The organism is uncultured Roseobacter sp. (genome assembly GCF_947488185.1).
Taxonomy (GTDB): Bacteria; Pseudomonadota; Alphaproteobacteria; order Rhodobacterales; family Rhodobacteraceae; genus Roseobacter.
Window position 1 is genome coordinate 94875 of record NZ_CANKYM010000004.1, and the last position, 12739, is coordinate 107613.

Consider the following 12739-nt stretch of genomic DNA (forward strand, 5'->3'; position numbering starts at 1 on the left):
GGTTCAGCCTGCGCCTTTGAGATCGGCGATCATCGCGTTGATGTCGCCGCCGCGCCTGTCGAGCATGGAACCGATCTCGCTCCGCTCTGTCAGCAGCAGGTTCACGCCTTCGATGTAGATGTTGAAGAACTTCCGGCTGCCGGATCTGTCAGACACGTGGAATGTGACCTCAAAAGGACCGTCGCCGCGCAGATAGGCCAGCGTGTTGATCTCGTACCCGGCCTTGATCTGACGCGCGGATTGCACTTCAACACGTCCGCCGATGAAATCACGGAACTGCTTGCCATACTTGCGCGCGATATAGGAGGTAAAGGCATCGTTGAACGCCCGCTTCTGCGAGGACGAAGCAGAGCGGCCATCCGCTCCCAACGCGTATTGCGCCATGATGTTGACGTCGGCATAGCGCACGAAGAGCCGCTCGAACTCGCGCAGGATTGCAGCGTCGGACTGGCCTGAGGAAATGACGCGATCAATGTCTGCGACAACCTGGTCCACGAGTTGGCGCGCGCCGGATTCGGTCAGCGCCGCGGCGGGTGTTGCTGCCAGAAGGGCAGCGGCGGCGGAACTCAGGAAAAAATCTCGGCGGTTGAGATTACTGGGCATAAGGGTCCTCATACGGGTCTGTTGCAAACGGGTCGATATCTGTGCCTTGACCCTGTCCAAGCTCGAACCGACGGTTCTGCAAATAGATCGACCGGGATTGCGAGTAGCTGTCCGCACTCTCGTAAAGTACGGAATCGATCGTGTCGGAGAATTTCTCCCGGTCGTTCAGGACGGAGGCAGCGGCGGCGGTAGGCGGCACAACGCGCGCATCCCCGTCAATCGTGTTGTAGGTCAGCGGGTTGGTGAAAAAATCGACCACGAAACCAACTGTATCGCGTTGCGTCGAGGGCCCGAAAACGGGCAGTTCGATATATGCGCCTTCGCCCGATCCCCAGACGGTAAGCGTTTCGCCAAAATCGGTTTGGTGCTCGGGAATGTTCAGTTCGGAGGCCGCATCGAACAGACCACCAAGCCCGATGGTCGTGTTCATCACGAACCGTAATGTTGCCAGTCCGGTTCCCCGCAGGTCCCCCTGCAGCAGGCTGTTCACAGCAACGCCTGGCATCGACAGGTTGTCGGAGAAATTGTTCACCGTGTTGCGGATCTCCACCGGCACGACACCATAGGCCTGTGACACGGGGCGCACGATATTCTTGTCCAACCCCTTGTTGAACCCGTGAATCTTGCGGTTCTGTGTCTCGTAGGGGTCATTGATGCCATCCGAGCGGGTCGCAACATCCTGCGTGGTCGCACATGCGCTCAACGCCAATACGGTTGCGAGCGCCGTTGCGGGCCGCGCGAAAGCCTTCATTCTTGGAGTACGGGACACTGGGTAAATCCTGTGAAATTGACTGGACGGTAGTTAGAACTTTTTACAGCGATGCCTAGGGGGCGAGAATGTGGAATTCATATGATGTGGCACATGCGCGACAGCGCAACTCTAAAGCTATTGAGCGTATACAGTCTAGAACTGTGGCGGCAAGAACCGATTTGTAAGCGGAAATGCGATCAATGCAACCTGCAAGGGTCTCTCGATGGGAATTGAGAGGGTCTTCCCGACATTGAGCATTGCTTGGCATTTCTTATTGATTTCAAATTTTTGCCCCGGAATTTTCCGTAGGAGTCAACGTACCGATGGCGCCCCGACACCGTGATCTTGACGCTTGTGGATCGTGGCAGACTGGGCATAATCCACGCTGAGTGCTTGGCCCGCCAACACGCCAATACATCCTGAAGGACCCCGATATGAGTATTGCCTCCCGCCTCGCCGACCTGGGCGTCAGCCTGCCTGATGCGCCTGCGCCCGCTGCCAACTACGTGCCTTTTGTGCAGGTCGGCAGCACGCTTTACGTCTCCGGACAGATTTCAAACGGTCCTGATGGTCTTGTGACCGGCAAGCTTGGTGCCGATATGCAGGTGGAAGGGGGCGCTGCCGCTGCCAGGCTCTGCGCGATCAGCCTGCTGGCACAGGTGAAAGCAGCCTGTGGCGGTGATATCGATCGGCTTGATCGGGTGGTGAAACTCACCGGGTTCGTGAATTCCACGGCGGATTTCACCGATCAGTCCAAAGTCATCAACGGCGCGTCGGATTTCCTGGTCGAAGCTTTGGGCGATGCGGGTCGGCATGCGCGATCTGCCGTGTCCGCCGCATCGCTGCCGTTGGGGGTTGCTGTTGAGATCGAAGGCATTTTCGAGATCAAATGAGGGTCCCCCTGCCAGAGGCATTCCTGACGATCCCGCTGGCGCACCGCGCTTTGCATGATGTCGCGGATGGCCGCCCGGAAAACAGCCGCGCGGCGATCCGAGCGGCAATTGACGCAGGCTACGGGATCGAGATCGACGTGCAGCAGAGCGCGGATGCGCAGGCGATGGTGTTTCACGATGATGCGCTGGACCGGCTGGCCGACGGCAGCGGGCCGGTACGGGAGCAAACGGCGGAACAACTCGCTCAGGTGCCGCTGCGCGGGGGCGAAGAAGGTATTCCCGATCTGCCTGAAATCCTTGATCTGGTCGCGGGTCGCGTGCCACTGCTTGTCGAAATCAAGGATCAGGATGGCGCGATGGGCGCGAATATCGGACCGCTGGAAGAGTCGGTGGCCGCCGCCCTGAAAGGCTATGACGGGCCGGTGGCGGTGATGTCGTTCAATCCGCATTCGGTGATGCGGATGGCAGCTCTTTGCCCCAATGAGCCGCGCGGGTTGGTGACGGATGGATATGATGCAGCGCATTGGAAACTGCCTGCTGAGACCTGCGACCGGCTGCGCGGCATCCCCGACTACGATGCGGCAGAATGCAGTTTCATCAGCCACAATATGCACGATCTGGCCCGGGCACGGGTCGCGGCGTTGAAAGCCCAAGGCGCCTCGATCCTCTGCTGGACTGTGAAATCGCCCGAAGACGAGGCGCAAGCGCGCGAAATCGCCCAGAATATCACCTTTGAACAGTATCGCGCGGCGCTTCCCGCTTGATCCCGCGCCCGGCGGGCACACCTAAGGCGTAGAAGGGCGATGCGGATGCAGCAACAGGAAGTTGAGATCAGGGTGGTAGCCTCACTGCGTGCTATTGACGCCGGTGACTGGGATGCCTGCGCCTGTCCGGAAGCGGCGGCGGGCACGCCACCGATGGATCCCTTCACCACGCACCGTTTCCTGAGCGCACTGGAAGACAGCGGCTCGGTGGGCACTGGCACCGGCTGGCAGCCGCAGTATCTGACGGCCTATCTGGCGGGGCAATTGATCGGCGTGGCGCCGATGTACGTCAAATCGCACAGCCAGGGCGAATATATCTTTGATCACAACTGGGCGCATGCTTACGAACGCGCTGGCGGGCGCTATTACCCCAAACTGCAGGTCGCCGTGCCGCATACACCTGCAACGGGTAGACGGTTGCTGGTGCGGCCGGGGTTCGAGGAAACGGGCACCGCCGCGCTCATCCAGGGGGCGGTGCAGCTGGCCGACAGCAACAACCTCTCTTCGGTGCATCTGACCTTTTGCACCGAAGAAGAGGCGCGGCGCGGCGAAGAGATCGGCCTTTTGCTGCGTAAGACTCAGCAATTTCACTGGCGCAACGAAGGATACGCGGATTTCGGCGGGTTTCTGGCGAGCCTGAGTTCCCGCAAGCGCAAGAACATCCGCAAGGAACGTGCCCGCGCACAGGATTTCGGCGGCACGATCCAGACTTTTTCAGGGGATGACCTGCGGCCCGAACACTGGGATGCCTTCTGGCGATTCTACCAGGATACCGGCGCGCGCAAATGGGGCACGCCCTACCTGACACGGGCATTTTTCGATATCGCCCAGGAGACCCTGCGGGACGACATGGCGCTGGTGCTGGCAGAGCGGGACGGGCGCTGGATTGCGGGCGCATTGAACTTTATCGGCGCCCAGACGTTATATGGGCGGTATTGGGGATGCACGGAGCATCATCCTTGCCTGCATTTTGAGCTGTGCTACTACCGTGCGATTGATATCGCCATCGAACGGGGGCTGGCGCGGGTCGAAGCGGGCGCGCAGGGCGAACACAAACTGGCGCGCGGCTATCTGCCGACGCCGACGTGGTCGTTGCATTGGGTGAATGATCCGGGTTTTGCTGATGCCATAAGCACCTATCTCAAGGCTGAACGGGACGCCGTGGACGAAGAGATTACCGTGCTGACGGAATATGGGCCCTTCAAACGGGCCGAGATCGAGGAACAGGAATGACAGAGAGATTGAGCGAAGAAACCCGTGGCCCCCTGCTGGCACCACTCTTCGACACCGGCTGGGAGATGGTCGAGGACCGCGACGCGATCCGGAAGACATTCGTTTTCAAGAACTTCGTCGAGGCTTTTGGCTGGATGACCCGCGTGGCGATCTGGGCAGAGAAATGGGACCACCACCCGGAGTGGCACAATGTATACAAAACCGTCGATGTGGTGCTGAGCACCCACGATGTGGACGGGCTCAGCGCGCTGGACGCGAAGCTGGCCCGCAAGATGGACAGTCTTTCGGAGTAAACAATGCAAGAGCTACTGCAAACTGAAATCTGGCAGGGCAAAACCCTCGCCGATCTTCTCACCGTTGAATTCCTGCTGAGCGCGGCGGGGTCCGTTCTGGCGGCCATAGGCATTCTGATCATTGGCTGGATCGTTTCGGCCTGGCTGCAGCGCCGCGTGCGCAACATCGGCCTGCGACACCGTCACCTTGACGACATGCTCTTTGATTTTCTCGCCTCGATCGTGCGCTATGTGGTGCTGGGTTTTACGGTTCTCTTCGTGCTCAACACCTTTGGCGTGCAGACCACTTCTGTTGTTGCGGTCATCGGTGCGGCAGGTCTGGCCATTGGTCTGGCGTTGCAAGGCACCCTGTCGAATGTCGCCGCCGGTGTGATGCTGATCCTCTTCCGCCCCATAAAACTGGGCGATTTCGTCGAAGTGGGCGGCGAGATGGGCACCGTCAAAGCCATCACGCTCAACTTCACCGAATTGGCGGATCTGAGCAATGTGCAGGTGATCATCCCGAATTCCGAGGTTTGGGGCAACGTGATCACCAATTATTCGACGAACGACATGCGACGCGCCGAATGGACCTTTGGCGTGGGCTATGGGGCCAATCTTGCGGATGCAGAGCGGATCATTCGCGATACGATCATGGCCGACGCGCGGTCAAAGAGCGATCCGGAGCCTTTCATTCAGGTGAACAATCTGGGCGCCAGTTCCGTCGATTTCCTGGTGCGGGTCTGGGTCGAAGCCTCCGAGTATTTCGCCTATCAGGCGGATATGAAACGGGCGGTCAAAGAGGCACTTGATGCCGGAGATATCGACATCCCCTTCCCGACGCGCACCATTGTGCGAGCGGACGCGGACAGTGGTGAGGAGCCGGAAAGCAACCAGAATGGTGCGGCGCGTACGGGCTTCGACGGGGATGCCGAGGAAGAGCGTGCCTGACCTGTGCCGTCACGTGCCAGACATACCAAAAAGGCCCGGAGGGATGCTCCGGGCCTTTTGCGTTTCTACATGTTTTCCAGCAGGGCCTCCCCGGCGGAAACCTCGCACATGCCGGGGCTTTCCTCGGGCTGGAACAATGTGACCTTGCCGTCATCCACCAGCATCGCGTAGCGCTTGGAACGGCCCATCAGGCCCGCGGGCGGGGCGTCGAAGTCCATGCCGATCGCCTTGGTGAACGAGCTGTCCGCGTCGCCCAGCATGGTGATACCGGCATCGGCTGCCCCGGTTGCCTCACCCCAGGATTTCATCACGAAGGGGTCATTCACGGAGACGCAGATGATCTCGTCCACGCCCTTGGCGTCGAACTGGTCCTTGGTCCGCACAAAGCTCGGGACATGCGCGGAATGGCAGGTGGGCGTATAGGCGCCTGGCACGGCAAAGATCACTACCTTGCGGCCTTTGACCTTGTCGGAGAGCGAGACGGGCGCTGGTCCCTCCGCGCCCAATTCCATCAATGTTGCGTCGGGAAGTTGGTCGCCCTGTGAGATCGTCATGTGATACGCCTTTCTTGCAATTGCGTTTGTCGTTGCGCTGGATATAGGTTGCGGCCTCGGGCAGGGCCAGAAAAATCGGGCAAGGTGAGGGACACGACATGAGCCACGTTATCGTGATCGGAGCAGGGCAGGCGGGCGCCTCCTGCGTGGCCAAACTGAGCAATGGCGGGTTTGACGGTCAGGTGACGCTGATCGGAGCCGAACCTGCACCGCCCTACCAACGCCCGCCGCTGTCCAAGGCCTATCTGATGGGCGAGATGGCGCTGGAACGGCTCTACCTGCGGCCCGAGGCCTTTTATGCAGAGCATGACATCACCCTGCGCACCGACGCAGAGGTGACGTCGATTGATCCGGCGGAAAAGCGCGTGGCGCTCGGGGTTGAAACCCTCAGCTATGATGAGCTGGTTCTGACCACCGGTTCGGTCCCGCGCCGTCTGCCCGCGAGCATCGGCGGCGATCTTGCTGGGGTGTTTACGGTGCGCGATCTTGCTGATGTGGATGCCATGGCGCCACGGTTCGAGGCGGGTAAGAGGGTGTTGATCGTGGGCGGCGGTTACATCGGTCTGGAGGCGGCGTCGGTGGCGGCCAAGCTGGGTCTCGACGTCACATTGGTGGAAATGGCCGACCGGCTTCTGCAGCGTGTGGCCGCGCCGCAAACCAGTGATTATTTTCGCGCTCTGCACCAGTCGCATGGGGTGCGCATTCTGGAAGGTGTCGGCCTTGATCGTTTGACGGGTGACGGTGATGTCAGTGGTGCCGTGCTGAGCGACGGCACAGAGATCGCGGTTGATTTCGTGATTGCCGGTGTGGGGATCGCACCCGCAACAGCACTGGCTGAGGCCGCAGGTCTCGACATCGAAAACGGCATCAAGGTGGATGCGCAGGGCCGCACTTCCGAGGATCATATCTGGGCGGCGGGGGATTGTACCTCTTTCCCTTATCGTGGCGGTCGTATCCGTCTGGAGAGTGTGCCGCACGCGATTGATCAGGCGGAACTGGTGGCCGAGAACATCATGGGCGCGGGTAAGGAATACACCGCCAAACCGTGGTTCTGGTCGGATCAGTATGACGTGAAGCTGCAGATCGCCGGGCTGAACACCGGCTACACCGATGTCGTCAGCCGGGTTAGCGCAGGCCAGACCGCATCCTTCTGGTACTACCGGGATGCGGAACTACTTGCCGTGGACGCGATGAATGACCCGCGTTCCTATATGATCGGCAAACGGCTGATCGAGGCGGGTAAATCTGCGGAACCCTCCTTGGTGACTGACCCCTCTGCGGATCTGAAAGTGCTGCTGCAGGCGTGAGGATCATCGCCGGACAGTTTCGCGGCACAGCCCTTACCAGCGTTGGCAAGGGGGATAAGGGTGCGCATCTGCGGCCCACGTCGGACCGCGTGCGTGAAAGCCTTTTCAGCATGCTGACACATCATGACGTGATCGCGGGCGCGCGTGTTCTCGACCTTTTCGCGGGCACCGGCGCGCTGGGCCTCGAGGCGCTGTCGCGGGGGGCGGCGCACGTCAGCTTTGTGGATGGCGGGCGGGTTGCGCAGGGGTTGATCCGTCAGAATGTCGCCAAGCTGCGCGCCGAAGGTCAGACCGATCTGATCCGGCGGGATGCAACGCGCCTGCCGGTCCACGATGCAACACCCTACGAACTGATTTTTCTGGATCCGCCCTATGGCAAGGACATGGGCGGCAAGGCGCTTGCAGCTGCGGACGCAGGGGATTGGCTGGCACCGGAGGCCTTCATCGTCTGGGAAGAGGCACAGCCGATGCCTGCACCGGAGGGTTTCGCGCCCATCGATCAACGCAGGTATGGCGATACACACATCACCTTGTTGTCGAAAATTCCATCGTGATGTGCTAGGCAGCACCGCATGTTTGCAAGTGCTGTGTCATTCTTTTGGCCGCCTGTCGCCGAAGCACCGGCCCAATCAAACCCGCCCAAAAGGCGCGCCTCGCCTGTGTTCATCGGTGATGCGGTCCAGCCTTGGGGGCACGGGACGATGCTATTTGACATACTGCGCCGCGAGGCGGATGCCGATCAGTCCTTGGAGTAAGTCGGGTGAAACAGCCCGCCGGGCGATGTCGTGAAAATTTCCGCTCCGTCCGATGTCACGCCAATCGAATGCTCGAACTGGGCCGACAGGGATTTGTCGCGGGTCACCGCTGTCCAGTCGTCTGACAGCGTCTTGGTTTCGGGCCGCCCGAGGTTCACCATGGGTTCGATGGTGAAGAACATCCCCTCTTCCAGCACGGCGCCGGTGCCGGGTCGCCCGTAGTGCAACACGTTGGGTGGCGCGTGAAAGACGCGGCCCAGCCCGTGACCGCAGAAATCCCGCACAACGGACATGCGGTGGCTTTCCACATAGACCTGTATGGCGTGCCCGATATCGCCGAAGGTATTTCCCGGTTTCACCGCCTCGATCCCGTGCATCAGCGCGTCATGGGTCACCTGGATCAGCCGTTCGGCCTTGCGCGGCAGCTTGCCCGCCACATACATCCGGCTGGTGTCGCCGTACCAGCCATCGACAATCACGGTCACGTCGATGTTCAGGATGTCGCCGTCCTTGAGGGTCTTTTCGCCCGGAATGCCGTGACAGACGACGTGGTTCACGGAAATGCAGCTGGCGTGCTGGTAACCCTTGTAGCCGATGGTGGCAGAGGTCGCGCCTGCGTCCTCGACCATGTCGGTGATGGCCTTGTCGATAGCACCGGTCGTCTGGCCGACAAAGACATGTGCGGCAATATCATCCAGAATACGCGCGGCCAGCGCGCCGGCGGTATGCATGCCGGCGAAATCCGACGGATTGTAGATGCGTATGCCGTCTTTGGTGTGACGGCCCCGAAGGTCTTCGTTCACGAATGTGCTCCACCGTGGCTGTTCGAGGCGCTTTTAACGCGCAATAATCCTGAGAACCAGAGGGCGCTCAGGTCGAAATCCGCAAGGCATCGGCAAGTTCGACACCCGCAGGGCTGATATTGGTACCATAGCATAAAGTTTCAACGCCTGCCTGACGGGCGTCCCGATAGGCGGCGGCATAGGCCGGATCGATGTCCGCCGCGAGCGTGAAATCATGGCAATCGGTGCGCTGCACCAGGTAAAGCATGATCGCGCGATGCCCTGCCGCTGCCATCTGCGCCAATTCCTGCAAGTGCTTGGCCCCGCGGGCGGTGACGCTGTCGGGAAATTCCGCCAGACCGGGTTGCCGCGAGAGGGTCACGCTTTTAACCTCCACGTAGGCGTCGGGCAGCCCCGGCCCGCTCAATAGAAAATCGATACGGCTGTTTTCGCCGTATTTCACCTCCGGGCGGACTGTTTCATAGACGGAGAGGGGCGCAATCGCACGGGATTGCAGCGCTGATTTCAGCGCCCGGTTGGGCAGTGAGGTATCCACACCGGTGAAATGACCGTTTTCATGATCGACCAGTCGCCAGCCGTATTTCAGCTTCTTCTTGGGGTCGTCATTGGGCTCCAGCCACACCCGGGTGCCGGGCTCTGCCAGCCCCATCATGGAGCCGGGATTGGCGCAATGGGCGGTGATTTCTGCACCCGTCTCTTCGATCACACAATCGGCGAGAAAGCGTTTGTAGCGGCGGGTCAGCCGGGCAGGCACAAGATCGGTTTGAAAGCGCATGGGGGCAGGTCTATACCTCGCATCAGGTGAGACGCAAGGAGAGCCGAAACATGCCCAACCCGACTGCCGCGATGATGGTGATTGGAGATGAAATCCTGTCCGGGCGCACGCGCGACGCCAATATGTATCATCTGGCGGGGCAGCTGACGGAGGCCGGTATCGACCTGCGCGAGGTGCGTGTGATCAGCGATGATCGCGGGGCTATCATTGCCGCCGTGCAGGCGCTTTCCGCCGCATACGACCACGTGTTCACCAGCGGCGGCATCGGGCCCACTCATGATGATATCACAGCCGATTGCATCGCCGCAGCCTTCAACAAGAACATCGATGTGCGCGAAGACGCGCGCGGCATTCTGGAACGGCACTACGCCACCTCGGGCACCGAGCTGAACGCGGCACGCTTGCGTATGGCGCGCATTCCCGATGATGCCAAGCTGATCGACAACCCGGTCTCCGCAGCGCCGGGGTTCACCCTTGAGAATGTGCATGTCATGGCCGGGGTGCCTTCGGTGTTTCAGGCGATGGTGGACAGCCTGCTGCCCACGCTGACGGGGGGCGCGCCGCTTGTGTCGGAAACGCTGCGCATCGACCGGGGAGAGGGGGACATCGCGGGGCCGCTGGGGGCGCTGGCTGCTGAATATCCGATGCTCAGCATGGGGTCCTATCCGTTCCAGAAAAAGAGCGGGAAATACGGATCGAACGTGGTGATCCGGGGGTCGGACGCGGCCCTGGTGCGCAAGGTGAAGGATTTGCTCGCGGAAACCTTCCCGACATGAACCATGACATGCTCTTTGCAGCGATTGATGCCACGTGGCCCGCCGCGCGGCAAATCCCGCTGGGACCGTGGATTTTGCGCGACGGGCAGGGCGGTGGCAAGCGCGTGTCCGCCGCTACGGCAACCGCAGAGGTCGGGCCTACTGACATTCGGGACGCGGAAGAGGCCATGCTGCACGCGGGGCAGCAACCGCTGTTCATGATCCGACCGGGGGACGAGGTGCTGGATGAAATGCTGCAGGCCAGAGGCTATCGCACTCTTGATCCCACGACAGCGTATAGCCTGCCGATCGCCCGGCTGACGGATGTGCCAGTACCGCGCGTGACGGCCTTTTGCATCTGGGAGCCGCTGGCGATTATGGAAGAGATCTGGGCGCAGGGCGGCATCGGTCCCGAACGGTTGGCAGTGATGGCGCGGGCGGAGGTGAAAACTGGTATTCTCGCCCGCTGGAATGAAAAACCTGCCGGGGCGGGTTTTGCGGCCCTGCACCGGAAGACATGCATGGTCCACGCCGTGGAAATCCTGCCCGCGCAGCGTCAGCAGGGTGTTGCCGGGTGGGTCATGCGTGCTGCGGCTTTCTGGGCACGGGAGCAGGGAGCCCAAGATATTTCGGTGCTTTGTGTAGAGGCCAATGTGGCTGCCAATCGCCTCTATTCCTCTCTGGGCTTTGTCCCGGTGGGACAGTACCATTATCGCTACAAAGATCTGCAAGAGGTGCAATGACATGGCCGATACCGCTCTTCCCACAGCGTTGAACCTGCCGATGGTGGACCCGCTGCCCGCGCCCACGCAAAAGTATTTCGATGTCTGCCAGGAAAAGCTGGGCATGATCCCGAATGTCCTGCGTGCCTACGCTTTCGATATCGAAAAGCTTGATGCGTTTACCGGTGTGTACAATAACCTGATGTTGGCCCCGTCCGGTCTCAGCAAACTGGAACGGGAGATGATTGCGGTTGTCGTCTCCTCCATAAACAAGTGCTTTTACTGCCTTGTTGCCCATGGCGCGGCGGTGCGGGCCATGTCGGGGGATCCCAAACTGGGCGAGGCGCTGGTGATGAACTACCGGGTTGCCGATCTGGACACGCGGCAACGGGCCATGCTGGATTTCGCCGCACAGATGACCACCGCTAGCGCCACGATCGAAGAGCAGGACCGCGATGCCCTGCGTCACGTTGGCTTTACCGATCAGGACATCTGGGACATCGCCAATGTCGCCGGGTTTTTCAACATGACCAACCGGGTGGCCAGCGCCACGGCCATGCAGCCTAATGATGACTACCACGCGCAGGCCAGATGATATCGCCCCACCTCTCTTTGTTCGCGATGATCTTGGCTTGTGCACAAGCAGCCAGCGCCGCTGATCTTGTCTTGCCGTCCGATGCACAGATGACGGTCGAACGCGCCACGGATCTGGACAGTTTCGCCGCACCCGTTGCCGGGTTTCTGGATGGCACTGTGCCGTCGCAAACCCTTGAAGGGGCAGTGACCCGGCGGGCGTGGCGGATCGGAACCGGTGGGTTGACACCTCTGCAAGTGATGGCCCCGCTGCGCGACCAGATTGACGCGCTTGGTTACGATATCGTGTTTGAGTGCAGCAGTACTGCTTGCGGCGGGTTCGATTTCCGCTTTGGTATCGAGGTGCTGCCCGGGCCGAATATGTATGTGAACATAGGGTCGTACCGATATCTCACGGCGTTCAAGGGGCCGCGGAGCGACCCTGCGGAAGCGCTGACCGTTTTAACCAGCGTGACAGCAGCTTCGGCTTATGTGCAGATCATTCACACATCGACTGAAGCTGATGTGCAGCCACCAATCACGACTGAAACACCGTCGCCGGTGCCGACACCACCTGACCGACCGACGGAGGTGAGTGACCCGGAAACCGGCCTTTTGCAGCGCGGTTTCGTCGTCTTGCGTGATCTTGATTTCGACACCGGAACCACGGCGCTTGGGCCGGGCCCGTTTATGTCGTTGGAACGCATGGCGGAGTTCCTGCAAGCACGGCCAGAGATGCGGATCGCGCTGGTGGGGCACACGGATACCGTCGGGAGCCTCGCGCCGAATATTGCATTGTCGCGGGAACGAGCGCGGATGGTACGCGCAAGACTGATCGATCAATATGGGATTGATCCCGACCGGTTGGAGGCGGAAGGAATGGGGTATCTGGCGCCGCTCGCCTCGAATCGTACCGCTGAAGGGCGCGATCAAAATCGCCGGGTTGAGGCCATTCTTCTCAACACGGAATAGCGCCCTCCCAGACAAAAATCCTCCGGTACGAGATGCGTACCGAAGGAAGTGTCACC

Annotated in this window: 16 protein-coding genes; 11 read left to right on the top strand and 5 right to left on the bottom strand. The window is 60.6% G+C overall.

Annotated elements, in window-relative coordinates; translation table 11 throughout:
* Window positions 1-3 precede the first annotated feature (3 nt).
* Together Q1A52_RS16050 and Q1A52_RS16055 are read right to left on the bottom strand one after the other, a co-directional pair.
* Window positions 4-603 (bottom strand): phospholipid-binding protein MlaC, encoded by a 600-nt coding sequence (locus tag Q1A52_RS16050; protein ID WP_300017568.1) that lies wholly within the window; start codon window positions 601-603, stop codon window positions 4-6.
* The gene (locus Q1A52_RS16055) at window positions 593-1354 is read right to left on the bottom strand and encodes a VacJ family lipoprotein (protein WP_300017571.1); all 762 of its coding nucleotides are present in this window, start codon (window positions 1352-1354) and stop codon (window positions 593-595) included. The genes Q1A52_RS16050 and Q1A52_RS16055 overlap by 11 nt, the downstream gene beginning before the upstream one ends.
* 434 nt (window positions 1355-1788) lie before the next feature.
* Here Q1A52_RS16055 and Q1A52_RS16060 point away from each other — a divergent pair, with 434 nt between their 5' ends.
* From Q1A52_RS16060 to Q1A52_RS16080, 5 genes are read left to right on the top strand one after another with little or no spacing between them, the layout of a single operon-like run.
* Complete coding sequence (locus tag Q1A52_RS16060; protein ID WP_300017574.1) at window positions 1789-2247, top strand: RidA family protein; 459 nt, start codon at window positions 1789-1791, stop codon at window positions 2245-2247.
* Window positions 2244-3011: a glycerophosphodiester phosphodiesterase family protein gene (locus tag Q1A52_RS16065; RefSeq protein ID WP_300017577.1), complete on the top strand. Its 768-nt coding sequence runs from the start codon at window positions 2244-2246 to the stop codon at window positions 3009-3011. The genes Q1A52_RS16060 and Q1A52_RS16065 overlap by 4 nt, the downstream gene beginning before the upstream one ends.
* Window positions 3012-3056: 45 nt before the next feature.
* Window positions 3057-4244 carry a GNAT family N-acetyltransferase gene (locus tag Q1A52_RS16070; RefSeq protein ID WP_300017580.1) on the top strand — a complete coding sequence of 396 codons (1188 nt, stop codon included), beginning with the start codon at window positions 3057-3059 and terminating at the stop codon, window positions 4242-4244.
* Window positions 4241-4537, top strand: coding sequence for a 4a-hydroxytetrahydrobiopterin dehydratase (locus Q1A52_RS16075; protein ID WP_195821413.1), 297 nt, complete (start codon window positions 4241-4243; stop codon window positions 4535-4537). The genes Q1A52_RS16070 and Q1A52_RS16075 overlap by 4 nt, the downstream gene beginning before the upstream one ends.
* 3 nt (window positions 4538-4540) lie before the next feature.
* Window positions 4541-5467: a mechanosensitive ion channel domain-containing protein gene (locus tag Q1A52_RS16080; protein WP_300017583.1), complete on the top strand. Its 927-nt coding sequence runs from the start codon at window positions 4541-4543 to the stop codon at window positions 5465-5467.
* Between the two features lie 65 nt (window positions 5468-5532).
* Here the strand turns inward: Q1A52_RS16080 and Q1A52_RS16085 are convergent, their stop codons facing one another.
* Entirely contained in the window at window positions 5533-6021 is a 489-nt protein-coding gene (locus tag Q1A52_RS16085) for a peroxiredoxin (protein WP_299779290.1), read from the bottom strand.
* 98 nt (window positions 6022-6119) lie between these two features.
* Between Q1A52_RS16085 and Q1A52_RS16090 the strand changes: the two genes are divergently transcribed.
* Window positions 6120-7328, top strand: coding sequence for an FAD/NAD(P)-binding oxidoreductase (locus Q1A52_RS16090; protein WP_300017586.1), 1209 nt, complete (start codon window positions 6120-6122; stop codon window positions 7326-7328).
* The gene (gene rsmD / locus Q1A52_RS16095) at window positions 7325-7882 is read left to right on the top strand and encodes a 16S rRNA (guanine(966)-N(2))-methyltransferase RsmD (protein WP_300017589.1); all 558 of its coding nucleotides are present in this window, start codon (window positions 7325-7327) and stop codon (window positions 7880-7882) included. The genes Q1A52_RS16090 and rsmD overlap by 4 nt, the downstream gene beginning before the upstream one ends.
* Window positions 7883-8067: 185 nt before the next feature.
* Here rsmD and map read toward each other — a convergent pair whose 3' ends face one another.
* Together map and sfsA are read right to left on the bottom strand one after the other, a co-directional pair.
* The gene (map, locus tag Q1A52_RS16100) at window positions 8068-8886 is read right to left on the bottom strand and encodes a type I methionyl aminopeptidase (protein WP_300017593.1); all 819 of its coding nucleotides are present in this window, start codon (window positions 8884-8886) and stop codon (window positions 8068-8070) included.
* 67 nt (window positions 8887-8953) lie between these two features.
* Entirely contained in the window at window positions 8954-9661 is a 708-nt protein-coding gene (gene sfsA / locus Q1A52_RS16105; RefSeq protein ID WP_300017596.1) for a DNA/RNA nuclease SfsA, read from the bottom strand.
* A 50-nt stretch (window positions 9662-9711) separates the two neighbouring features.
* Between sfsA and Q1A52_RS16110 the strand changes: the two genes are divergently transcribed.
* The 4 genes from Q1A52_RS16110 to Q1A52_RS16125 are packed head-to-tail and all read left to right on the top strand — an operon-like array spanning window position 9712 to window position 12683.
* Window positions 9712-10437, top strand: coding sequence for a molybdopterin-binding protein (locus Q1A52_RS16110; protein ID WP_300017599.1), 726 nt, complete (start codon window positions 9712-9714; stop codon window positions 10435-10437).
* The gene (locus tag Q1A52_RS16115) at window positions 10434-11159 is read left to right on the top strand and encodes a GNAT family N-acetyltransferase (RefSeq protein ID WP_300017602.1); all 726 of its coding nucleotides are present in this window, start codon (window positions 10434-10436) and stop codon (window positions 11157-11159) included. The genes Q1A52_RS16110 and Q1A52_RS16115 overlap by 4 nt, the downstream gene beginning before the upstream one ends.
* 1 nt (window position 11160) lies before the next feature.
* Window positions 11161-11733: a peroxidase-related enzyme gene (locus Q1A52_RS16120; RefSeq protein ID WP_300017605.1), complete on the top strand. Its 573-nt coding sequence runs from the start codon at window positions 11161-11163 to the stop codon at window positions 11731-11733.
* 26 nt (window positions 11734-11759) lie between these two features.
* Window positions 11760-12683 carry an OmpA family protein gene (locus Q1A52_RS16125; RefSeq protein WP_300017608.1) on the top strand — a complete coding sequence of 308 codons (924 nt, stop codon included), beginning with the start codon at window positions 11760-11762 and terminating at the stop codon, window positions 12681-12683.
* Window positions 12684-12739 lie beyond the last annotated feature (56 nt).

Coding starts and splice junctions, on each gene's coding strand:
- sfsA (WP_300017596.1), bottom strand. CDS start 9,661: ATGCGCTTTCAAACCGATCTTGTGCCTGCCCGGCTGACCCGCCGCTAC.
- Q1A52_RS16065 (WP_300017577.1), top strand. CDS start 2,244: ATGAGGGTCCCCCTGCCAGAGGCATTCCTGACGATCCCGCTGGCGCAC.
- Q1A52_RS16110 (WP_300017599.1), top strand. CDS start 9,712: ATGCCCAACCCGACTGCCGCGATGATGGTGATTGGAGATGAAATCCTG.
- Q1A52_RS16055 (WP_300017571.1), bottom strand. CDS start 1,354: ATGAAGGCTTTCGCGCGGCCCGCAACGGCGCTCGCAACCGTATTGGCG.
- Q1A52_RS16070 (WP_300017580.1), top strand. CDS start 3,057: ATGCAGCAACAGGAAGTTGAGATCAGGGTGGTAGCCTCACTGCGTGCT.
- Q1A52_RS16075 (WP_195821413.1), top strand. CDS start 4,241: ATGACAGAGAGATTGAGCGAAGAAACCCGTGGCCCCCTGCTGGCACCA.
- Q1A52_RS16120 (WP_300017605.1), top strand. CDS start 11,161: ATGGCCGATACCGCTCTTCCCACAGCGTTGAACCTGCCGATGGTGGAC.
- Q1A52_RS16115 (WP_300017602.1), top strand. CDS start 10,434: ATGAACCATGACATGCTCTTTGCAGCGATTGATGCCACGTGGCCCGCC.
- Q1A52_RS16090 (WP_300017586.1), top strand. CDS start 6,120: ATGAGCCACGTTATCGTGATCGGAGCAGGGCAGGCGGGCGCCTCCTGC.
- Q1A52_RS16085 (WP_299779290.1), bottom strand. CDS start 6,021: ATGACGATCTCACAGGGCGACCAACTTCCCGACGCAACATTGATGGAA.
- Q1A52_RS16080 (WP_300017583.1), top strand. CDS start 4,541: ATGCAAGAGCTACTGCAAACTGAAATCTGGCAGGGCAAAACCCTCGCC.
- Q1A52_RS16060 (WP_300017574.1), top strand. CDS start 1,789: ATGAGTATTGCCTCCCGCCTCGCCGACCTGGGCGTCAGCCTGCCTGAT.
- Q1A52_RS16125 (WP_300017608.1), top strand. CDS start 11,760: ATGATCTTGGCTTGTGCACAAGCAGCCAGCGCCGCTGATCTTGTCTTG.
- Q1A52_RS16050 (WP_300017568.1), bottom strand. CDS start 603: ATGCCCAGTAATCTCAACCGCCGAGATTTTTTCCTGAGTTCCGCCGCC.